The sequence below is a fragment of the Silvimonas sp. JCM 19000 genome (assembly GCF_054652575.1).
The window spans coordinates 207,139-227,798 of sequence record NZ_BAAIHC010000002.1 but is presented as its reverse complement, the minus strand read 5'-3'; the positions used below and the strand labels follow the sequence as shown (position 1 = coordinate 227,798).

General features: G+C 60.8%; 18 protein-coding genes. 7 read left to right on the top strand and 11 right to left on the bottom strand.

Annotation, left to right across the window (positions count from 1 at the left end; translation table 11 throughout):
• Window positions 1-131: 131 nt before the first annotated feature.
• The 4 genes from ACYQ1A_RS03420 to uxaC all read right to left on the bottom strand — a co-directional run bounded on the left by ACYQ1A_RS03420 (window position 132) and on the right by uxaC (window position 6,185).
• Window positions 132-1,406 (bottom strand): MFS transporter, encoded by a 1,275-nt coding sequence (locus tag ACYQ1A_RS03420; RefSeq protein ID WP_499360348.1) that lies wholly within the window; start codon window positions 1,404-1,406, stop codon window positions 132-134.
• A gap of 249 nt (window positions 1,407-1,655) precedes the next feature.
• Window positions 1,656-3,101 carry a tagaturonate reductase gene (locus ACYQ1A_RS03415; protein ID WP_499360211.1) on the bottom strand — a complete coding sequence of 482 codons (1,446 nt, stop codon included), beginning with the start codon at window positions 3,099-3,101 and terminating at the stop codon, window positions 1,656-1,658.
• A 20-nt stretch (window positions 3,102-3,121) separates the two neighbouring features.
• Window positions 3,122-4,723 (bottom strand): UxaA family hydrolase, encoded by a 1,602-nt coding sequence (locus tag ACYQ1A_RS03410; protein WP_499360209.1) that lies wholly within the window; start codon window positions 4,721-4,723, stop codon window positions 3,122-3,124.
• A gap of 67 nt (window positions 4,724-4,790) precedes the next feature.
• On the bottom strand, window positions 4,791-6,185 hold the full coding sequence (gene uxaC, locus ACYQ1A_RS03405) for a glucuronate isomerase (RefSeq protein ID WP_499360207.1): 1,395 nt from the start codon (window positions 6,183-6,185) through the stop codon (window positions 4,791-4,793).
• A gap of 403 nt (window positions 6,186-6,588) precedes the next feature.
• On the opposite strand from uxaC, the gene ACYQ1A_RS03400 reads away from it, so the two are divergent.
• On the top strand, window positions 6,589-8,199 hold the full coding sequence (locus ACYQ1A_RS03400) for a methyl-accepting chemotaxis protein (RefSeq protein WP_499360206.1): 1,611 nt from the start codon (window positions 6,589-6,591) through the stop codon (window positions 8,197-8,199).
• A gap of 65 nt (window positions 8,200-8,264) precedes the next feature.
• Here ACYQ1A_RS03400 and fnr read toward each other — a convergent pair whose 3' ends face one another.
• Complete coding sequence (gene fnr / locus ACYQ1A_RS03395) at window positions 8,265-9,005, bottom strand: fumarate/nitrate reduction transcriptional regulator Fnr (RefSeq protein WP_062221998.1); 741 nt, start codon at window positions 9,003-9,005, stop codon at window positions 8,265-8,267.
• A gap of 249 nt (window positions 9,006-9,254) precedes the next feature.
• Between fnr and ACYQ1A_RS03390 the strand changes: the two genes are divergently transcribed.
• A complete protein-coding gene (locus tag ACYQ1A_RS03390) occupies window positions 9,255-10,214 on the top strand; it encodes a hypothetical protein (protein ID WP_499360203.1) in 960 nt (319 codons plus the stop codon).
• Between the two features lie 281 nt (window positions 10,215-10,495).
• Here the strand turns inward: ACYQ1A_RS03390 and ACYQ1A_RS03385 are convergent, their stop codons facing one another.
• Window positions 10,496-10,765, bottom strand: coding sequence for a hypothetical protein (locus ACYQ1A_RS03385; RefSeq protein WP_499360202.1), 270 nt, complete (start codon window positions 10,763-10,765; stop codon window positions 10,496-10,498).
• Between ACYQ1A_RS03385 and ACYQ1A_RS03380 the strand changes: the two genes are divergently transcribed.
• Window positions 10,758-12,440: a rhamnogalacturonan lyase B N-terminal domain-containing protein gene (locus tag ACYQ1A_RS03380; RefSeq protein ID WP_499360200.1), complete on the top strand. Its 1,683-nt coding sequence runs from the start codon at window positions 10,758-10,760 to the stop codon at window positions 12,438-12,440. The genes ACYQ1A_RS03385 and ACYQ1A_RS03380 overlap by 8 nt on opposite strands.
• A 125-nt stretch (window positions 12,441-12,565) precedes the next feature.
• On the opposite strand, the gene ACYQ1A_RS03375 is transcribed toward ACYQ1A_RS03380, so the two are convergent.
• Window positions 12,566-13,288 carry a glycoside hydrolase family 16 protein gene (locus ACYQ1A_RS03375; protein WP_062224160.1) on the bottom strand — a complete coding sequence of 241 codons (723 nt, stop codon included), beginning with the start codon at window positions 13,286-13,288 and terminating at the stop codon, window positions 12,566-12,568.
• A 46-nt stretch (window positions 13,289-13,334) separates the two neighbouring features.
• Window positions 13,335-14,279, bottom strand: a complete 945-nt coding sequence (locus ACYQ1A_RS03370) for a LysR family transcriptional regulator (RefSeq protein ID WP_062224149.1) — start codon at window positions 14,277-14,279, stop codon at window positions 13,335-13,337.
• A 126-nt stretch (window positions 14,280-14,405) separates the two neighbouring features.
• Here ACYQ1A_RS03370 and ACYQ1A_RS03365 point away from each other — a divergent pair, with 126 nt between their 5' ends.
• Together ACYQ1A_RS03365 and ACYQ1A_RS03360 are read left to right on the top strand one after the other, a co-directional pair.
• Entirely contained in the window at window positions 14,406-15,845 is a 1,440-nt protein-coding gene (locus tag ACYQ1A_RS03365) for an NAD-dependent succinate-semialdehyde dehydrogenase (protein ID WP_499360197.1), read from the top strand.
• Between the two features lie 12 nt (window positions 15,846-15,857).
• The gene (locus ACYQ1A_RS03360) at window positions 15,858-16,196 is read left to right on the top strand and encodes a carboxymuconolactone decarboxylase family protein (RefSeq protein ID WP_499360195.1); all 339 of its coding nucleotides are present in this window, start codon (window positions 15,858-15,860) and stop codon (window positions 16,194-16,196) included.
• Between the two features lie 96 nt (window positions 16,197-16,292).
• Here the strand turns inward: ACYQ1A_RS03360 and ACYQ1A_RS03355 are convergent, their stop codons facing one another.
• Entirely contained in the window at window positions 16,293-17,498 is a 1,206-nt protein-coding gene (locus tag ACYQ1A_RS03355; RefSeq protein ID WP_499360193.1) for a serine hydrolase domain-containing protein, read from the bottom strand.
• A gap of 463 nt (window positions 17,499-17,961) precedes the next feature.
• Here ACYQ1A_RS03355 and ACYQ1A_RS03350 point away from each other — a divergent pair, with 463 nt between their 5' ends.
• Complete coding sequence (locus ACYQ1A_RS03350) at window positions 17,962-18,165, top strand: hypothetical protein (RefSeq protein ID WP_499360192.1); 204 nt, start codon at window positions 17,962-17,964, stop codon at window positions 18,163-18,165.
• A gap of 226 nt (window positions 18,166-18,391) precedes the next feature.
• Here ACYQ1A_RS03350 and ACYQ1A_RS03345 read toward each other — a convergent pair whose 3' ends face one another.
• Together ACYQ1A_RS03345 and ACYQ1A_RS03340 are read right to left on the bottom strand one after the other, a co-directional pair.
• Window positions 18,392-18,943 (bottom strand): hypothetical protein, encoded by a 552-nt coding sequence (locus ACYQ1A_RS03345; RefSeq protein ID WP_499360190.1) that lies wholly within the window; start codon window positions 18,941-18,943, stop codon window positions 18,392-18,394.
• A 127-nt stretch (window positions 18,944-19,070) separates the two neighbouring features.
• On the bottom strand, window positions 19,071-19,580 hold the full coding sequence (locus ACYQ1A_RS03340) for a hypothetical protein (protein ID WP_499360188.1): 510 nt from the start codon (window positions 19,578-19,580) through the stop codon (window positions 19,071-19,073).
• A gap of 281 nt (window positions 19,581-19,861) precedes the next feature.
• Between ACYQ1A_RS03340 and ACYQ1A_RS03335 the strand changes: the two genes are divergently transcribed.
• Window positions 19,862-20,596 (top strand): PEP-CTERM sorting domain-containing protein, encoded by a 735-nt coding sequence (locus tag ACYQ1A_RS03335; RefSeq protein WP_499360187.1) that lies wholly within the window; start codon window positions 19,862-19,864, stop codon window positions 20,594-20,596.
• Window positions 20,597-20,660: the final 64 nt, after the last annotated feature.

Here is a 20,660-nt window from a genome sequence, read left to right as displayed (position 1 = left end):
CGACGGGCTAGATTGCAAGACGTCCACGCGCGCTGGCTTTACGCGCCAAGCCGCAAAAACAAAACGCCCGCTGATTAATTCAGCGGGCGTTTTGCTTATCTCCTCTACCCTCGTTTTTTTGGCTCAGGCTTTTATTTGGCAGCCAAAGGCATGGCCGCATGCGGCATGCTCACGACGGCCGGGGTGCTACGTTCGCGCGCCAATACGCACAGGGTGATGGCGGCAATTACATCGAAAATCGCCAACAACACAAACAGCGGGCTATAGCCAACTTGCGTAACCAGCACGCCAAAGAACAGCGTAAAGATGGTTGCCCCCAGATAGCCACACATACCGCCCAGGCCAGTCGCAGTGGCGACTTCATTTTTGCCAAACATGTCAGAAGTAATGGCATACAACGCGCCCGATAAAGTCTGATGCGCAAAACCACCCACGCACAGCAAGGCAATGGCGGTGTACGGGCTGCTCACCAGGCCAATACATGCCGGGCCCACCATGCAAACAGCACCGGTAATCATCACCAGCTTGCGCGAGGTAAACAGCGGCACATTGCAATACTTGTGGAAGAACGGGCTGAGATAACCGCCCAATACACAACCCAGATCGGCAGCCAGGAAGGGCAACCAGGCAAACATGGCAATTTCTTTCAGATTCATATGGCGTTCAGTGGCCATATACAGCGGAATCCAGGCATTAAAGGTTTGCCAGGCCGGTTCAGACAAAAAACGCGGGATGGCAATGGCGCGGAAATTGCGGCTTTTGACAATCTCGGTCCAACGCGCCTTGGGCGCGGCAGCGGCACTGGATTCGTCGCGATATTGCGCTTCCTGGCCCGCCAGAATGTATTCGCGTTCGCTATCCGACAGCGCTTTCTGATGTTTGGGATGTTTGTAGAACAGCATCCACAATGCGGTCCAGACGCCACCCAACACGCCCACAATCACAAAGGCCCATTCCCAACTGCCAGCCATAATGGCCCAGACCACCAAGGGCGGCGCCAGCAGCGCGCCTATCGACGAGCCGATATTGAACCAGCCTATGGCAACCGAGCGTTCTTTGGCCGGAAACCATTCGGTGGTGGCTTTAACCCCGGCGGGTATCCCTGCCGCCTCGGTCAAGCCCAACATGCCACGGAACACGGCCAGGCCTTGCCAGTTACCCGCAAAAGCGGCGGCGGCGCAGGCAATTGACCACGCGCATGCAAATATCGCAAACCCAATTTTTGTGCCAATTGCATCCAGGATATAACCCGCTACCGGTTGCATCAGGGCGTAACACGCTTGCCATGCCACCACTACATATGAATATTCTTTCGTCGTCATATGCAGGTCATGCATCATTGTCGGCGCAGCCACCGATAATGTATTTCGCGCCAGATAATTCACGATCAATCCGGCCGTGACCATCCCGACCATCCACCAGCGCATTCCTTTGACTTTACCCATGATTTTTTCCTCGCACCTTTAAGTTTTGCAAGCTGGCAATTAACCGGTCTTTGCCGGTGTATCTGCCTTTCAAAACTGGATTCGGGTTGCTGGTTGCCTGATGGCAACCGCGGCCTCTTATGTATGCCTGACGCTATTGCATTTTTTTATCACGCACCGGCTTTTTAATACCGGCGCGTGAAATTGCGTTTTTCCAGACTTCACTTTATTTCAGGAATTTTCTGATTCTAATTCGGTCAATACTTTGCGAACCCCGTTTATATCAATGAATTGCAAAGTATTTGCCAGCGTTTCGGTCAGTTGTGGTACCTCATTCAAATCGGCAGCCCACAGCGCTTTATTCGCCAGCCAGCCTTGGGCGATTTCAGAGAAAGTAATGCGATGGGTACGGAATTTCTCCCAGGCTTCTTCAAACCAGAGCAAATGCGCCTGGTCATCCGCCAATTTCAGCATTACGCCGCGGTACAACAGCATATTGGCGGCCAGGGAAATCACCAGCCGTTGTGGCAACACACCGTGGGCGCGCTGGTATTGCAGCAATTGCGGCATTACGCGCGCGGCAAATTTGCTCCAGCTGTTTAGTGAAATTGATTCAAGCCGGTGCTGGATATAGGGATTGCGAAAACGCAGCAACACATCTGCAGCAAAGGGGTCGAGTTCGGCGCGCGGCAAGGGCAGCGCCGGAATGATTTCCTGGTCCAGCGTTTGCAGCAGAAAGCGGCTGACCAAAGGGTCTTCCAGGGCGGCACCCACGGTATCAAGCCCGGCCAGCAGGGCCACCGGCACCATGCTGGTATGACCGCCGTTCAGCACGCCCACCTTGCGCTGCTTATACGGGGTGATGTCATCAACCAACTGGATATTCAGATCAGCACCGGCCAGTTTCAATTCGTCGGCCAGCCAGGCCGGGCCTTCAATCACAAACAGATAAAAGTATTCGGCGGTGACCAGAAATTGATCGGAATAGCCCATTTCGCGTTCAATCGCGCTGATTTCGCTGGTGGGATAACCCGTGACAATCCGGTCCACCAGCGTCGAACAAAACGTGCAAGCGCTATCCAGCCAGGCATTAAAGCCGTCGCCCAGTTTCCATAAGCCGGCAAAATGCTGCACCGCGCTTTTCAGTGCTGCGCCATTGTGGTCTATCAATTCGCAGGGTAATAGCACCAGGCCTTTATCGGCTGCAGCCTCAAAATGGCGATAACGCTCAAACAGAAAGCGGGTTAATTTGGCGGGAAAACTGGCCGGCGGAAAATCTTCGAAGCCATCCACGTTATTGATGCAGATGCCCGCCTCCGTGGTATTGGAAACCACAAAGCGCAGCGCAGGGGCGTGCGCCAAAGCCAATACGTCATTCCAGCGCGCGGTGGCATCGATTTCCCCTTTAACGCACTGTATCTGCCGATATTCTTTGACCGGTACGCCCGTTTCATTCAGACCGCGAATCAAAGTGGTGTACACCCCGCCTTGGGTATTCAACAAAGGCATATCCGGGCGTGCAATGGGCCGCACAATAACCACACTGGCATCCAGGCCAGTGCGTTCATTCAACAGATCAATTTGCCAATCGATAAAGGCACGCAGGAAATTACCTTCACCAAATTGCACAAAACGAATCGGCGAGGTATTAGGTTGAGTTCGATCAAGTTGTTGCATAAGTCCTCCGGGATACTCGGCTAAAGCGAGATATCACGCTTCCAGAAAATAAAATCGTATTGCTGCAATCGGTCGGCTTTGACGCGGTATTGGCCTGCGGCGGTTTGCACCACCAGCTTGAACAGGTCTTCGGCCACGTCCGGCAACGGCGTGCCGCTAATCACCGGGCCACAATCAAAATCGATCATGTCTTTGAGGCGGCTTGCCACCGTGCTATTGGTGGCGATCTTCAGCACCGGCACGACGGGATTGCCGGTCGGGGTGCCGAGGCCGGTGGAAAACAACACCACATTGGCGCCCGAGGCCACGATGCCGGTCACCGATTCGACATCGCCGCCCGGCGTACACAGCAAAGACAAGCCCGGCTGAGCCGCGGGCTCGGCGTAATCAAGCACCGCCACGATGGGCGAGGTGCCGCCTTTTTTGGCCGCGCCGGCTGATTTGATGGCATCGGTGATCAGGCCATCGCGGATATTGCCGGGGCTGGGGTTGGCGGCGAAGCTGGTGCCCACGGCCAGCGCTTTGGCTTCAAAGTCGCGCATCATGCCAAGGAAACGCCGCTTGTCGTCGTCGTGCTGGCAACGCTCGATCAGGCTGGCTTCCACGCCACACAGCTCGGGAAACTCCGCCAGGATCGAAGCGCCCCCCAGCGCGACCACCATGTCCGACACCAGGCCCATGGCCGGATTGGCCGACAAGCCAGAAAAGCCATCCGAGCCCCCGCATTTCACGCCGATCTTCAGCTCGGACAGCGGCACCGGTTGGCGCACCACCGCATTGGCGGCCTTGAGGCCGTTGAGCGTGTCTTGCAACACGGCCTTCATCATCGCGTCTTCGCTTTCCCACTTTTGCTGCTCATAGATCAGACAGGGCTTGGCGAAGTCCGGATTGCGGGCTTTCAGCGCGTCCTGGAACATGCTGATCTGCGCGTTCTGACAGCCAAGGCTGAACACGGTAATGCCAGCCACATTGGGATGATCGGCATAGGCCGCCAGCACGCGGCAGAGCGAACGGGCATCGGCGCGGGTGCCGCCACAGCCACCGGCGTGCGTGATGATGCGTACGCCATCCACGTTGGCAAACGGGCGGGTAACGGCGCGCGGCGGCGCCTCCATTTCTTCGCCCAGCAAGGCCAGGGTATAGGCGGCCAGATCATTGCTGGCATAGCCGAGCGGCCCTTCCAGCGCGTTGCGCAGATGTTCGACATTGCGGTTTTCGCAGAACACCAGCGGAAAAATCAGCCAGTAATTGGCCGTGCCCACCCGACCATCCGCCCGCACCACGCCCTCAAACGTGGCGCCTTGCCAGCGCTGCATATCGGGCGCATGCCATTGGTACGGTGCGGTGGCGGTGATTTCAACTTCGGCGGCGTAATGCTGCAGGTTGTCGGTGGTGACTACTTCGCCGCGCTTGATCGCTACCACGGCCTTGCCGACCGGCACGCCATACAGCTTGAGCAAGTCGCCTTGCGCCAGATTGCGGCGGGCAAATTTGTGTTTGGCAGCAACCGGCGTGTTGATCAGGATGGCATCGCCTTCCCACGTCACCAACTCGCCCGCGGCCAGATCGACCAGCGCCACCAACATGTCGTCGTCCGGGTGGATGCAGAGTATTTTTTGCATAGCCCTTGGCCCTCTCAGCCTGGTTGGGTGCGGCGTTGCGGCGGCGTATGGCCGCCGCAACGCCGGGTTACAGCGCGAAATAGCGCTTGGCGTTCTCGTAGCAAATACCGCGCACCACGGTGCTCAGCGCCGCAAAGTCAGCGGGGAACTCACCGGCGGCCACCCACTGCCCCAACTGGCGGCACAACAAGCGGCGGAAGTAATCGTGGCGGGGATAAGAAGCAAAGCTGCGCGAATCAGTGACCATGCCCACCGAAGTCCCCAGCACACCGTGATTGGCCAGGGTAATCAGCTGCTGCAAATTGCCTTCTTTGTGGTCGTTGAACCACCAGGCCGGGCCGTACTGCAACTTGCCGGCGATGGAGCCGTCCTGGTAATTGCCGATCAGCGTCGACAGGATTTCGTTCATGCCGGGGTTCAGGCAGAACAGCATGGTTTTGGGCAGGCGTTGTTCGCGGTCCAGCGTGTCGAGCAAGGCGGCCAGGCCAGCGCTACAACTCATATCCGAGATCGAGTCATAACCGGTATCAGCCCCCAGCCGCGCCATCATGCGGCTGCTGTTATTGCGTTGCGCGCCGATATGCAGACACATCGCCCAGTCATGTTGGGCGTAGACGCGGCCGAGGCCGGTCAGCACGGCCAGCACGTATTGCGCGACTTCAGCGTCGCTTAGCAACGTGCCGCCCAGGCGTTTCTGGAACAGCGCTTCAATCTGTTCGGCGGGCAAGGCGGTGACCGGCAGCGCCACATCCACCGCGTGATCGGAGATGCGCGCGCCTTGCTGGTGAAAGAAGGTCACTCGCTTGGCCAGCGCCGTGATCAGCGCGGAGAAACTGCGGATTTCCACATCTGCCACCCGGCCCAGCGTGCCGAGGTATTCGACAAAACCTTGCTGATTGATGCGCATGGCTTTATCGGGCCGATAAGCCGGCAGCACGCGGGTTTTAAGCGCCATCTGTTTGATGGCGGCATGTTGGGCCAGATCGTCGGCCGGGTCATCGGTGGTACATGCCACCTCGACCCCGGCTTGTTCCAGAAAGGCCCAGGTATCCATCTCCGCCAGCCTGGCGTTGGCACGCTCCCAGATTTGTGCGGCGTTCTGCTCGTTGATCAGCAGATCAATTCCGAAAATGCGGCGCAGTTCCAGATGGCTCCAGTGATAGATCGGATTGCCGATGGCCAGCGGCAGCACTTTGCAGAACGCGCGGAATTTTTCTTCGTCAGTGCGTTTACCGGTAACAAAGTCTTCGCTTACACCAGCACTACGCATCAAGCGCCACTTGTAATGGTCACCACCCAACCAGAGCTCGGCGATATTGCGGAATTTCTTGCGGCTGGCGATCTCGCTTTGCTGCAGATGGGAGTGGTAATCGATGATAGGTAAGTCGGCTGCCACTTCGTGATACAGCCGCTGGGCCACGTCGGTATCCAGCAGAAAATCCTTGTCCATAAATGCAGTCATACAGCCTCCTCGATGTGATGGAGCAAGGCTGCAATCCAGTAAAATCGCGGCCTTGCGCTCCTGATATATCAAGTTGGGTGATGTGATATATCAGAATGACAGCGCATTTGTAGGCTCTTCAGGACCGGTTACATCTGACCTGGATCAAACATTGTCGAGATGATGATTTGCAGTGGAAGGAAAACAACAAGACGCCCGCCTGCGGGGCATGGATGCCGGGCTTGGGCATGGCTGGAGTGGCCGGCAATTATCGTAATCTGCCGTAATATTCCTTGATTTTTGTCAGATTGCTCAGGCAAAGGTCGATCAACAATGGCTCCGGACGCAACATCCTGACGCACTGCCAACACGCTCGGTGCTGGCCGTGTGCAGGTCTTTCGGTACACGTTTCGGAGTAACTCCATTGAAATTATCAACACGGCTCGCGGTGATCGTAGGGATCGCCATCCTGGGCCTGAATGTGGTGGCCCTGTTTGCTTTGCAGACTTTGCACAGCACCATGCTGGCCGATCGCCACGAAGAAATCCGCGCGGTACTGGGCCTCGCAAGGCAACAAGTCAGCATGTATCAGACGCAGGAAAAACAAGGGAAACTGTCGCATGCAGAAGCGCAAGCCCGGGCCATTGCCGCGCTTGAAGGCTTACGCGATGGCAAGCTCTATCTGTGGGCCCGCACCAAAGATGCGGTGGGCCTGGTCCACCCCAATCCGCAGGTGATAGGCAAAGTGGATTGGGGTGCGCCACTGCCCAGCGGTCGCCGCAATGTGGAGGAATACCTCTATCAATTGCAGAGCACCGATTTCGCCTTCTTCAATGACATGAGCAAGCGCTCGGCCAGCAGCGCGCTTGCCCCCAAAATCAACGGCGTAACCCAGGTGGAAGGCTGGGGCTGGCTGATCGGCTTTGGCGTATTTGTTGACGATATCGATCAAGCCTGGTGGCGCCTGGTTTGGCATTTTATGGTGATCGGCGGAGTGTCGTTGCTGGCGGTGACCGGGCTGGCGGTGCAGATGTCGCGGCGCATTTATCTGCAATTGGGCGGTGAGCCCGAATACGCGCGCCAGGCCGCGCTAAAGATTGCTGCGGGCGACCTTAGCCATCAGCTGGGCGTGCGCGGCAGCAGCCAGAGTTTGCTCGGCGCCATCGCCACCATGCAGGAAAGCCTGCGCGCCATGATTACCGGCATCCAGCAGGGCGAAGCCGCGTTGTCGCTGGCGGCGGGCAGCTTGACCAGCGAAATGAGCCATATCCATTTATCCTCGCGCCAGTCATCCGACGCCACCGCCTCTACCGCCGCGGCCATCGAGCAAATGTCGGTCAGCATTGATCAAATTTCGCTTAGCGCGCGCGAAACCGAACACAACTCCGCCCGCACCACCGAACTGGCCGATCAGGGCGACGCACTGGTTACCCAGGTATCCAGCCAGATCCACGATTTGCTCGGTGATGTGACGCATGCGGCCGAGCTGATTGTGGGCCTAGCCGAGCGCTCGCGCGAGATTGAAGGTATGTCGGCGCAGATCAAGGACATTGCCGATCAGACCAATCTGTTGGCCCTCAACGCGGCCATCGAGGCCGCCCGCGCCGGCGAACAAGGTCGCGGCTTTACCGTAGTGGCGGACGAAGTACGCAAACTGGCCGAGCGTACGACGCAAGCCACCGCGCAGATCAATCAGATGGTGCAACGCATCCGCAGCGACACTGCCGACGCGGTCAAAAGCATGCAGGCCGTTACGCCGCTGGTGACCGGCAGTGTGGAAATGTCACGCAAGGCCGCCACGGCCCTGCGCGAAATCAACCACGGCGCCAACGCCAGCCTGGAACGCGTGCGCGATGTGGCCAATGCCGCGGCCGAGCAAAGCCTGGCCAGCAATACCGTCGCCAATAATGTGGAGAAAATTGCGCAAATGGTGGAAAGCGCGGTGCACTCGGTCCAGGTGGCCAATCAGAATGTGGCCGAGCTGGAGCGATTGTCGGCGGCGCTGCATCAATCGGTAGCGCGTTTCCGGTTATGAGACCAAGGCGGCCGTAGCGGACGGTTGGACCGGCCCCCGGCCCCACCGCCGCGCCTGTCACACGCTTATTTACAGGCCGCGCCGATGTTTTCCAGCGCGTCCATATCAAGAATGGTCACCAGCCGGCCCTGCACATCCAGGATGCCTTGTTGCTGCAAACGGGCAAACATCCGGCTGACCGTTTCCAGGGTCAGGCCCAGATAGCTGCCAATTTCTTCACGCGTCATGCGCAGATGAAACGCCGAGCCGGAATAACCGCGCTGGGCGTGGCGCAAAGACAGCGTATGGATAAAGGTTGCCACGCGCTCGTCGGCCTGCATCTTGCCCAGCAGCAACATCATGCCGTGGTCATTGCGGATTTCGCGGCTGAGCACGCGATACAGATGACGGCGCAAAGCCGGGATGCGCGTGCTCAGCGCTTCCATGGCCGAAAACGGAAAAGTGCACACCTCGCTGTCTTCCAGCGCCACCATGTCGGACGAATAAGTATTACGCTCGATGCCGTCCATGCCCATCAGATCGCCCATCATCGAAAAGCCGGTGATCTGTTCCTGGCCACCTGCGCCCAGCACGCTGGATTTGAACGAACCAAAGCGGACGGCATACAGATTTTCAAACGCGCCATTGGCGCGGAACAATACCTCACCGCGATGCAGACGGCGCCCGCGCGACACCAGGTCGGACACGCTTTCCAGTTCTACCGTGGACAAACCCACCGGCAGACACAGCTCCCGCAATGAGCAAGTGGAACAATGCCGTTCGCTGTGTTTAAGGGCGGCGGATTCATGGCAAGTACGCGAGTTCATGGTAGGTCTCCGAAAGGTGGGCGATGGGTACGCTAGGGCGGCCTGACCTGGCCAACTTGTTGTGTGAACAGCTTAGCGCCTTCTTATAACACGACAGACCAGGACTCCTCCTGGTCAGACCGCCGATATGCACGATAAAACCGCGCTGGCGGCGTGTTGGCGGGGCCACCCGATGAACTTCCGCCGGGCGGTAGGGCTCTTGATCATAAGCTGCCCCCCTCACCGCTCGCGGCCCAAGGAGACTCACCCATGCTGCAACCCGACCACGCCGCGCCGCATCGCGCGCCTGCACCGCGCGCAAACAGCGTGCGCCTGGCCTCGCTGCTGCTGGCTTGCCTGGCCACCCTCGCACTATCCCCGGCCGCAATGGCGGCCACCCCAACGCCCATCACCGCGTCGGCGAGCGTACCGGCCAGCAAAACCATTTTGTTCGTCGGCAACAGTTTTACCTTTGGCGCCAACTCAGCGGCTTTTCATTACCGCGCCGACAGCGTGACCGACCTTAACCACGGCGGTGATGGCGGCGTGCCTGGCCTGTTCAAGAACTTTACGCGGCAAGCCGGGCTGGATTACGCGGTTAGCCTGGAAACCGCGCCCGGCAAAGGCCTCGATTTTCATTACCAGCACAAGCTCGATCTGATCGCCAGGCCGTGGGACGTGGTGGTGTTGCAAAGTCATTCCGTGCTGGACGAAGCTGCACCGGGCGATCCGGCCAGTCTGATCAACTTCAGCGGCAAACTGACGCGCGCGCTGACCGCGCAAAACCCCAATGTCACGATCTATCTGGAATCGACCTGGTCCCGCGCCGACCAGACTTATCAAGCGGGCGGCCACTGGTACGGCAAGCCGATCACGCAAATGGCGCGCGATGTACGCGCCGGCTATGACCAGGCCAAAGCCGCGCATCCGGCCATTGCGGCGGTCATCCCGGTTGGCGAGGCGTGGAACCGCGCCTTCAACCGGCTGGCCGACCCGGATCCCTACGACGGCATCAGCTACGGTCAGGTCGATCTGTGGAGCTGGGACAACTACCACGCCAGCAGCTACGGCTATTACCTGGCGGCGCTGGTGCTGTTTGGCCAGATCACGGGCGTAGACCCACGCACGCTCGGCCCGCACGAAAGCAGCGCAGCGGAGTTGGGGATCTCGCCAGCGCAGGCGAGCGCATTGCAACAGATTGCCTTCGAAACCCTGGCTGCGGGCGGATAAAACCACAGCGCTAATCTCGCGCTGCAACAGTCCGCCTGCTGATCCCACCCGCGTGTTATCGCGCAGCAAATTTTGTGGCCGCAAGCCCGGCACTGCCCGCCAGGCCGCACAGCCATCGCCCGTCCGCCGACGTCCGTCCGCAAGTTAAACAGCCGTTTGATTCGCCAGTGATAGATTGCCCGCCAGTTCGAAGTAAACAAAAACAAAAATCAATAACACAGGCCAAGCGACGGCGATGCGCCGGCTTGGCCCTTATCCAGACTGGGGGGTTTGATGGTGAGTCAGGCATGGGCACGCGGTGCCGTTTTGTGGGTAGCCAGCACGTTGCTGCTGGCGGGTTGTGGCGGCGATTCGAATGGGGACAGCTTGACCGGCAGTGCCACGGGCACCGCCACAAATACAAGCAGCGCCAGCAGCGACGGTTCTACCACCGTTACGGGTGCCGGCAGCACCAGTTCCAGCGGGACGGGCACCACACCCACGCCCACACCGACGACAACCAGCACGTCCACGGATAACAGCGCGGGCGATGCCGCTGCCAGCGTGCTCACTGGCTCTACCGGCGCCACTTTGCAATCGGGCTGCACCACCGCCATCGCCAAGCCCACTCTCGATACCAGTAGCGCCAGCAGTTTTGGGCTGACCACCAGCAGCACTTATTACACCGTCGATACCGGCGCTGGCCTGGTGTTTAAAGTACGGCGCGGCGATTACTCGGCCAGTACCCAGGCACCGGGCGATCTGGCCTCGCTGGTCTACAAAGGCGTTGAATATCAAGACACCTCGGCGGGCACGCAGCTGAATGCGGGCGCGGGCTACCTGTATACCGATACCAACGAAGACGCCGTGGTGGTCGACGCCGCGCTTCTGGATGCCGACCATATCCGTATCACGGTCACCGCCGGCGACATGACGCACTACTACCTGGCGCGCCGTGGCGATCCACGCGTGTATATGGGCACGATCTTTGCGTCCGAACCCAACCAGGTGAACGAAGGCTTTGTGCGCTATCTGGTGCGCGCGCTCAAGTCGCAAGTGCCAACCGGCCCGGCTGCTTCCGATCTGACCGATATCACCGGCACCATCGAATCGGCCGATATTTTTGGCACGGCCAATGGCGAAACCCGATCCAAGCATTATTCCAACCAGCGTTTGCGTGACTGGTATTACATCGGCGCGCAAGGCAGCGGTGTGGGCATGTGGGTGGTACGCGGCAATAGCGAAGGCATGTCCGGTGGCCCGTTCTACCGCAGCCTGCTTAACCAGGGCACCAGCACGCAGCAGCAACTGACCTACATCATCAACTACGGCATGGCGCAGACCGAGGCCTTCCGCACCAGCGTGTTGAATACCTACGCCCTCGCCTTCACCGACGGCAGCGCGCCCGACATCATCGACACCAGTTGGTATGCCGATATGGGCCTCAAAGGCTGGGTGGGCGCCAGCGGCCGCGGCACCGTCAGCGGCACCGGGGTGAGTGGCCGCGACAGTAACTATCGCTACACCGTGGCCTTTGCCAACAGCGCTGCGCAGTACTGGACCACCATCGACGCCAGCAGCGGCAATTTCAGCTGCGCGGGCATGTTGCCCGGCACCTATGCAATGCAGGTCTACAAGAATGAGCTGGCCGTTGCCAGCCAGGACGTCACCGTCAGCGCCGGCAGCACGCTCAATCTGGGCGCATTGGCCATCAGCAACGATCCGTCCGCGACCACCGCGCTGTGGCGCATCGGCGACTGGGATGGCACGCCACTGGAGTTGCTCAATGGCGACAAGGTCAACCGCATGCATCCGTCCGATGTGCGCATGGCCAGCTGGACGCCGGGCACTTTTGTGGTGGGCACGTCCACCGCCGCCACCGGTTTCCCGGCCTATAGCTGGAAAAGCGTCAATGGCGCGCAAGTCGTGCAGTTCAATCTGAGCGCCAGCCAATTGGTGGCCAGCAAAGTGCGTATCGGCATCACCACCGCCTACGCCGGCGGCCGGCCGCAGATCGTGGTCAATAACTGGAGCTCGGCCAACCCCACTGCCTCCAGCCAGCCGGATACCCGCAACATGACGGTGGGCACCTATCGCGGCAACAACACGCTGTACACCTATAGCGTGCCCGCCAGCGCGCTGGTGGCGGGTACTAATACGCTGACCATCAATGTGATCAGCGGCTCGTCCGGCACCACCTATCTGAGCCCCGGCGTAGCGTACGACGCGGTGGATTTTGTGCAATAAAGCGCTGCCTGCCGCAGCAACGGCCGCCGCAATTGCGCGCGGCCGTTTTTTTATGTGCCGATGGCCCGCCGCAGCGCCGCTGCAATCAGCTGCACCAGGTCAGTCCGCAGCGCGCGGGCCCGGTGTCAGAGCGGCTCAAACGAGAACGAGCGCAGCACAACTTCCACCGGCTGGCGATCGGTCGGCGCCTCGCCATGGTTGAGCCACAGATTCAAATGCAGCGGCATCGGGGTTTGCGGCACGGCCGCCAATTGCGGCGGCGCGTAATGCCAGCGCCCGATCACCGGCTGTGTGGTGCTTTGCGACAGCCAACCCTGGTAGCTGAGGTATTCCACCGCCTTGGGCGACCATGTCCATAAATGCGTGCTGGCATTGCTGTCCAGCTGCAACGGCAGCGCGACATGCCCGGCTTTGCTGCCGCCATGCGCCGGATAGACCGTCCAGTTGAGACGATCCAGATTGTTGGCCTTGCCCCATTGCGCAAACTCGATATCGATCTCGTTATTGCCATCCGGCCCGGCGTAATTGAACAAGCCCAACACCACATTGCGATCAAACAAATCCGGCCGTCCCGCCAACTCGACCTGGTAATGTCCAAAGCCCAGCGCCTGGCGCGTGGTCAGTTCGGCGCAATACCAGGCGCCGTCGTGGTAGCTGATGCGCAAATGCAGGCCGTCTTTATCCAGCCAGACATTGCGCTCATCCCATGCATTCGGCCCCGGCCCGCCGCGGCCACTGCGTACAGTCCAGGTGTAGCCGCCAAATTCCAGATCGCGCGCTTGCGCCAGCGGCAGCGCCAGAACCAGCGCCAGCCCGGCGCTGAACAGAGGTAAACGAGAGATGTGCATGCCGTCGGTTTCCTGAATCAAAATGCCTGGTCAAATCGTCGTGCGCTCAGTCCGACGTCGCTGCTGTGCGCGCGTCCACGGCCCAGCGCGGCGGCGTGCCGATGTGCGCGCGCAGACCATCCAGCAAGGCGGTCACGCGCGGTGACGGCTGGCGCAATGCGCGCAAGGCATGGATGCCAGTACGGCTGGCCGCTTGTTGCGACCATTGCGGTAACACCTGCACCAGCTCGCCCGCCTGAATATCCGGCCCCACTACCCAATCCGGCAAATACGCCACGCCCAGGCCTTCGCATGCGGCCAGGCGCATCGCTTCAAAATCGTCGCAGTAAAACACGGCGGGTTTGCCCAGTTGCCGCAGCGCTTGCGGCAATAGATCAGCCCAGCCCAGCAGATCCGCGCCATGCAGTTTGTCGATCAAACGCTGGTCAGCCAGATCGCATGCGGCATGGATAGGCGTGTGGGCAGCCAGATAAGCCGGGCTGGCGCACAGCACGCGGGTTTGCGTGGCCAGCCGGGTGGCGATCAGCGTGCTGTCGCCGAGCTCGCCCATGCGGATAACGATATCCACCCGCTCCGCCACCGGATCGGCCAGGCGTTCGGTCAGATCGAGTTCGATAGCCAGCGCGGGATATTGCCGCATCAGCGCGCTGACTACCGGAATGACATAGCGTTTGCCAAAACTGGGGAAACACGCCACGCGCAAAGTGCCCGAGACTTGCCCGCTCATCGAAGCCACTTCCTGGTGCGCATCAGCCAGCGCGTCGAGGATGTGCCGCGCCCGCAGCAACAGGGTGTGGCCGGCATCGGTCAGCGTCAGCAGGCGGGTGGAGCGGATAAACAGCGGTGCTGCCAGTTGCGCCTCCAGGGCATCGATCTGCCGCGCCACCGACGACGGCGTAATGCCGCGCCGCCGCGCCGCGCCCGAGAAGCTGCCCTCGCGCGCCACGTCGGCAAATACGCCGAGAAACTCTGCCATCTTTTCGATCTGCATCTATGCGTCCCGTGCAAAGCCGTTATGGGTGACGGCGGTATTATCGACCAAAGCTCAGCGGCATAAGCTCCTTTCTGCGCGCACCACACCTCTGTTTCCACCCGTGTAGTCCGAAGGAGCCTGACCATGCAAACCGCAGAATATGATCCGCTGTTCTTGTTTATTGGCGGCCAGTGGATCGACGCGCAAGCGCGCACCACCGCCGCTGTCATCAACCCCGCCAGCGCCGCTGTAATCGGCCAGGTGCCGCTGGCCAGCAGCGCCGATCTGGATGCCGCGCTAAGCCACGCAGAGACCAGTTTCAGACTGTGGAGCCAGACCGCCCCCGCCGAACGGGCGCGCATTCTCAAACAAGCCGCCACGCTGATACGCCAGCGTGCCGAGCATATCGCCACCCAGATGGTGCTGGAAGAAGGCAAACCGCTGGCCGAAGCACGTGACGAAGTGCTGCGCGCCGCGGATTACTTTGAATGGTTTGCTGAAGAAGCGCGCCGTATCGACGGCCGCGTGGTGCCGTCCAACCGGCCCGGCGTGCAGCAACTGGTCAAGCGCCAGGCCATCGGCCCGGTGGCGGCGTTTACGCCGTGGAATTTTCCGGCCATTACCCCGGCGCGCAAGTTGTCGGCAGCGCTGGCGGCCGGTTGTAGCGTCATTATCAAGCCAGGCGAAGAAAGCCCCGCCACCGCTCTGGCATTGGCGCGGGCGCTGGACGATGCGGGTCTGCCCAAAGGCGTGCTGCAAGTGGTGTTTGGCGTGCCGGACCAGGTATCGCGCCAGTTGATTGCTTCACCACTGATCCGCAAAGTCACCTTCACCGGCTCGGTGCCGATTGGCCGCTTGCTGGCCGAGCGCGCAGGTGCGGGCGTCAAGCCGATTACGCTGGAACTGGGCGGACACGGCCCGGTGTTGGTGTTTGACGATGCCGAGGTGGAGCAAGCCGCCGTGCAAGGCGCCGCCAATCGCTTTCGCGGCACCGGGCAGATCTGCATTTCATCCACGCGTTTTTTGATCCAGCGCGGCGTATACGCGCAGTTTGTCGAGACCTTTATCGCCGCCACCCGCGCGCTGCAAGTGGGCGATGGTCTGCAGCCCGGCACGCAAGTGGGGCCGCTGGCCAACCCGCGCCAACTGGCCAAGATGGAAGAACTGGTGGCCGACGCTATTGCCCGTGGCGCGCGCGTTTTGACCGGCGGCAAACGCATTGAGCGCGATGGCTATTTCTTTGAACCGACGGTACTGGCCGATGTGCCGATGGACGCCCGCGTCATGCATGAAGAACCGTTCGGCCCCATCGCCATCCTGCGGCCGTTTGATGCACTGGAAGACGGTCTGGCCGAGGCCAACCGCCTGCCCTACGGTTTGTCTGCCTATGCGTTTACCAGCAACGTGCGCACGGCCATGACCGTCGGCGACCGGCTGGAAGCCGGCATGATCGGCATCAATCAATACCGCATCGTGGCCACCGAGTTGCCCTTTGGCGGCCTGAAGGAAAGCGGCATCGGTTCGGAAGGCGGCCGCGAAGGCATCGATCACTATCTCACCCACAAATTTATCAGCCAGGCCTGAACGGAGCCCATCATGAGCAAGCTTGATTTCAGCAGTCCGCGCGAAGCAGCCCGCGCGTTTACGCCCAAACTGTCGCAATTTGTCGACGACACGCTCTACCCGCAATTCTGGCAAGACGCCGCCTTGAGCCCACGCGACCGCAGCATGATCACCATCGCCGCGCTGATTGCAGGCGGCCATGCCGACGAGTTGCCGGCGCATTTGCGCCGCGCCATCAGCAACGGCGTTACCGCGCCCGAACTGGCGGAGGTGATTACGCATCTGGCGTTTTATGCCGGCTTTCCGGCGGCCATTTCGGCCTCGGCCATTGCCCACGCGACGCTGAACGCTACCAGCCAGGCGCAGGCTTGAAGCGCGCCAGGCGGGACCATCAATCTGGTCACGCTTGCACCATGCAACAAGCCACCGTCCCGACACTGCGGGCGGTGGCTTGTGCGTGGCGTGCGTTCAGTGAACCTGGGCGGCCACGGCGGCAAACAGCGCGTCACGCTCAGCCACCCGCTCTGCGTCAGTGGCGTGCGGCCAGGCCGCCAGTTGCACCACCACCAGATCTTTGGCCGGATCAAAGTACATGGCCTGGCCAAAGATGCCGCGCGCAGTGTAAGTGCCGTGCGCGCCGGTCCACCATTGATAGCCATAACCATGGTCGGTGTTGGCGGTATCGGCCACCGAGGTAGTGGCCTGACGGGTCCAGTCGGGCGGCAGGATTTGTGTGCCATCGGCGGCCTTGCCACCGTGCATGAAGAACTGGGCAAAGCGGCCGTAATCGCGCAAGGAACTGCTCAGGCAACATCCGCTCATGGCCGTGCCGTGCGGACCGCTCACCCAGAATGCGGCTTGTTCCATGCCCACCGGCTGCCAGATTTTCTGCGACAGATAATCCGCCAGCGGCTGTTGGGTGGCGCGGCTGACCAGCAGACCGATCAGATCGGATTCGCCGGTTTTGTAGACAAAGGCGGTACCCGGCGCGGTGTCGCGCGGCAGTCTGGCCATGTAATCGAGCAAGCCTGCATCGCCCTTCTGCATCACCGCGGCGCCCAGTTTGTTCACATCGGCGCCGGGGTCACGGTAGTCCTCATTCCAGCGCACGCCGGAGGTCATGGTCAGCAACTGCCGCACCGTCACATCGCGATAAGCGCTGCCTGCCAGTTCGGGCAGATAGCGGGTGACCGCATCATCGACGTTATGGATGGATCCATCCTGAATCGCTGCGCCGACCAGCGTCGAGGTGACCGATTTGGCCATCGACCAGGAAGTCCAGCGCCCGCTCTGGCTCAGGCCCAGCGCGTATTTTTCCAGCACAATCTGGCCGTGCGACAGCACCAGCAAGCCGGAGACATTCTGGTCTTGCATATAGCGGGCCAGGTCGGTGGTTTTGCCTTGCCAGTTAAAGGAGACGTCGATGCGCTGGGCGGCTACGGGCAAGGTGCTGGGCGTGGCGGCGGCAGGCGCCGTGCGGCCGGGGAAAATCCGTTCCATCTGTTGATAGCCAACGCGTTGCTCTTCGGGTGACCAGAACAACAGTTTGCTGCGCTCGGGCAAGCCCGGCTCAGCTTGCACTGCTGCGGCCGGGGCGGATGCGGGTGCGCTCCAGGCGGCGCTATGCAGGGCAATCAGGCTGGTCAGGGCAAGGGCTAAACGATGCAGGTTCATGGTGTCGGCTTCCGCGTTGAGATGTAGCCATTCTCGGCACAAGCGGGCTGGCCCGGCTGGACTTGCGACCAGCCGTCATCAGGCGCGATGAACTGCATGCAGCGCGGATGAGTTGCAGCGTGGCGCGGATGGGCGCGGCGCAGTAGGTGCGGTTGCGGCGGCGGACCGTGTTGGTGGCGCGGTTTGATACGGCGCGCTGCCCGGCCTGCAGCGCACCAGAATGAGACATGGGCGGCAGCATTCGGCCTGCAACCCAAACCGCTTGCGCCTTAACGGCGCCTCAGGCTTTAGATGACAACGGGATGTGCGCATGGCCGATAAAGCAAACGCTGTTACAAGCGGACAATAAGAACTATCGAAATACACCGCAGCAGGCCGTTCCGCCGCCGCATTCGTAGCGGGCAAAAACGCAGTAACGGGCCAGGCTGGGGTGATTTCCGGTTCATCACAAGGAGGCAGCATCATGACCGAAAAATCGATGAATGCAGGCCAGTTTGCTTTTATCAAAGGGGCACTGGCACACACCCTGAGCGAGCGCGCTGACCACGATCCGGATCGTGCCGCGCTGGTCAGCCTGAGCGAACACCTTTCGACCTTCCCCGAACGCCGAAAATACATCCGCCTCGCCTTCGGCGCCCCCGCGCCCGACCACAGCACGGTGAGCTAAAACCGCTATCGCGCGGGTCCAGACCCATCTTATGCATGCATAGGGTGGGTCAAGACCCACCACCCAAAGCCGGCAAACAAAGTTCCAATCGCATGCATCTCCCATAGGGTGGGTCGAGACCCACCACCCAAAGCCGGCAAGCAAAGTAGCAATCACGTGCGTCTTTGAAAGGTGGGTCTAGACCCACCCCATGCATGGGCAGGTGGTGCTCTAGTCACTACGCCGCTCACGCCGCGCAAACGCTGGTCACTTTAAAGTTCTTGAAGGGTCGATCGCGCAAATTGGCCACCAGCTCGGGGTAATCGCGCGCGACAAACTTTTTCGCCGCAGCAAAATCGTGCCCATACGCCAGGCTGAACAGGCCTTTATCTTTGGTCAAATGCACGTCGCCGACATACACCACCTCACCCGCCTTCAACGGTACCGCGGGCACCTGATCGCCCTTGCAATAGCGGAAATACGTCTTGCCACCGGTGGCAAATACATCGGGGCCAAAGCGGCCGCTGTCATCGGCGGGCACTTCAATCACGATCATGCTGTGCGCCTGCGGCAGTTTGATCACAAAGGCGTCGTCGGCCGGCTTTTTGCTGACCGAGCCGCCACCTGCTTTGGCATAACTCCAGTAACGCCATTCGCTTTCGGTCAGCGTATCCACGCCCACCACCACCGTGGCCACGTTTTTGCGGTCTTTGGCGGCGATGGGATAAAAGCTGGCCTTGGGCGTGCCGCAGCCTGCCACGCACAGCGACGTCAATAACATCCAGGTTAACTTGCGCATAGGGCCTCCCCGCCAGCGTGCATCGCTCAGACATGACTGCGGGCGCCGCAAATACGGCGCCCTGCGCGGACGAGCAAGGCCGGCATTGATGCCGGCCCGCCGTTCCTGACTTCAGCCTGCGCGGCGCTTAGCGTTCTACGCGTTGTGCCACGATGCGATCCCACGAGGCGCGCGCGGCGTCGCGTGAGTCCGGCCAATCCAGCGTTGAATCGCCCCGATTACGCGTGTAATCGGCTTGCAGATCGGGTTCGACTTCATCAAATGTCTTGTCCGGATAGCGGTCAGCGCCTTCATAGCCGGTGCGATAAGCGCCGTGGAAATCATCAAACGGGCGGCCTGCCGCAAATGTTTGCGTGGCATGGCTTTCGCGCCAGTAGGCGTCTTCCACGGTCGGATCGACGCGCTCAGCCACGGCTTTGCCTGCCAGGCCACCGGCCACGGCGCCGACAATCGCGCCCGCTGCCAGCCCTACCGGCCCCGCTGCAGCGCCCAGAGCGGCACCAGCCGCTGCCGCTGCACCGATGCCAACTGCGCCGCCCACTGCGGCACCGCCAGCGGTACCCGCCGGGTGAAACTCGCCTTCGCCGGTCACCGGGTCGTGATTCGGTTCGTGCTTCAGATCTTTGGTATCAGCCATCGTCCTTCTCCATTCAGTCGTGTGGGGTTCCCGCTTTGTCTGGCTGCGGGTGAGATTGCAGTGTGCGCGCGGGGGGCTGGGCGCGCTGTCGGCGGCAACGGCAATCGCTGCCAGGTGCCCTGCTCGTTCTGGGGCAGGCGGGCGCGACAAAAAGGGGCGTTGCACCTACACAAGGCGGCCATTGATCGATTGCCGCGCCGTCCAGGCGGCCGCTACTTTCGTAATTGCTTTAGCTATGCTGACATGCAGCTTCTATCTAGCCCTGGATAAGGAGTGCCGTCATGCAACGTGCGATCGGGTTTATTGCCAGCCTGCTGCTCAGCCCCTGCGTCTTTGCCGAGGCGCAGGTCAACGCGGGCCTGTCTATTTACTGGGATCAGGCGGCGCTCAGTTTTATCGACCGACCCGGCAGTACCGGCACGGTAACGCTGGGGGATTACTCGCCGTTTTCCTACGTCTATTACGACCCCGCTGGCGCCTGGACGTCGACCGATCCCAATGCCACCTTCAGCTTTCCCAATGGTCAGTCCGGCCTGGTCAGCACCGACGGCAGCGCGGGCCAGCCGACTATGCGCGACTACGCGCAGGTGAACGGGGACAACGGTTGGGCTGGCATCCAGCTAGGCAGCACCTGGACCGTAAACGTGACTGCGCCCGGCACCATCTGGATGCGCCTGCCCTATACCTTTACCGCCTCGGTGGTGGGCATGCAGTCGTGGGCACAAGTCACCACCAGCAATCTGTTCGAGACCAATTTCGGCAGCGAACCCACCAATGGCGACATCGATGACCACAGCTGGACCGCCAGCGGCAGCGAAAGCCGGAGTGGCATTTTTGAGCGGTATATCGATGTGGACGCGCCGGGCACCTATACCTTTGCGTTTGTGGTGGATACCAGTGCCAACATCACCACCGCGGTGCCGGAACCCGAAAGCTGGGCCTTGCTTGGCATCGGCGCGGTGGCTTTGCTGGCACGGCAACGCAAGCACAGAGCAGATCGCGCGGCGCAAGCCTGAGAATGCCGCCCGGTTCAGCGCCCTGGTGCGCGGCGGCGGCCTCGGCCAGCGTAAAGGTGCTGCC